This is a genomic window from Flavobacterium chryseum, assembly GCF_004362015.1.
GTDB lineage: Bacteria > Bacteroidota > Bacteroidia > Flavobacteriales > Flavobacteriaceae > Flavobacterium.
The window spans coordinates 1-1,083 of sequence record NZ_SNWW01000037.1 but is presented as its reverse complement, the minus strand read 5'-3'; the positions used below and the strand labels follow the sequence as shown (position 1 = coordinate 1,083).

Genomic DNA, 1,083 nt, shown 5'->3' with positions numbered 1-1,083 from the left:
TCAAAGAACAACGTTCTTGGTCCAATAAATCCTATAATAAAAACTTAGGATATTTAAAGGCAATTTTAAGCGAGTTAATGCAATGGGATATTATCGAGAATAATCCTGCTCATGGTATCAAATCACTAAAAGTTGGAGAAATAATAGCTAATACTCCGGCAACTGACGAGGAACTTATATTGATTAAAGAAAAAATACGTTCAGAATTTCCAAGTTTTTTAGTGTATTTGAGTTGTATATTTCATACTGGTATACGACCTGATGAACTTTTACACGTACAGCTAAAAATGGTTAACTTAGAAAATAATCAAATTATTTTGCCTGCTGAAATCACTAAGACAAATATTAATAGGATTGTACCATTAAATCCATTTCTCAAAGCAGATCTTGAACAAATGAATTTAAAAAAATATAGCAATGAAATGTATTTATTTGGTTCGAGAAGAGAACATCAAAATCGCGGTTTAAAAAAAGATTTAGATTTTATTCCTGGTCTAAAAAGATTAAATAGAGATGCCGCCTCCAAATTATGGAGGCAATTAATAAAAATAGATTTAGGAATTAATGTAAATATGTACTCATTTAAACACCTTGGCGCAAATAAAAAGATATTGGCCGGAGTGGAACTGGACGCTCTTAGAGAGTTATACGGACACACTTCACAAATGATGACTTTAAGATATGCGAAAGTTGTGAAAGAAGTTAATCGAAATCAGATTATGGAAAAATCACCTGATTTCTAAAAGCAAAAGCGATCGTTATTGATCGCTTTTTTTATTTCTTCTTTTCTATTTTCATTGTCCGGCTTTCTCCACATTCATCAAATGATTTGGACGTAAATTCTTTTTTACCAAATAGCCGGGTTTTAATTCCTAAGAACTGCCATTGGCGACGCTCCCAATATGCAACAGCATCGGATTTGTTTTCAAAGGTTCGATCTAAAACAGTCCATGTAAGCTTATTATCCTTAAAAGAAATAATTCCTTTTGTTGTCATGCACTTGGTAGTATCAACTACTACTTGACTTGATGGAATATTACTTTTAATCGCTTCAACAATGCCAGAAAGATCAGTTTCTCGCTT

At 32.1% G+C, this 1,083-nt stretch carries 2 protein-coding genes; one reads left to right on the top strand and one right to left on the bottom strand.

Annotated features, from left to right (window positions below; all coding sequences use genetic code 11):
• Positions 1–743: tyrosine-type recombinase/integrase (locus EV143_RS21375; protein WP_133509927.1), on the top strand; the 743-nt coding region annotated here is incomplete at its 5' end.
• Between the two features lie 31 nt (positions 744–774).
• Here the strand turns inward: EV143_RS21375 and EV143_RS21625 are convergent.
• Positions 775–1,083: hypothetical protein (locus tag EV143_RS21625; RefSeq protein WP_166638205.1), on the bottom strand; the 309-nt coding region annotated here is incomplete at its 5' end.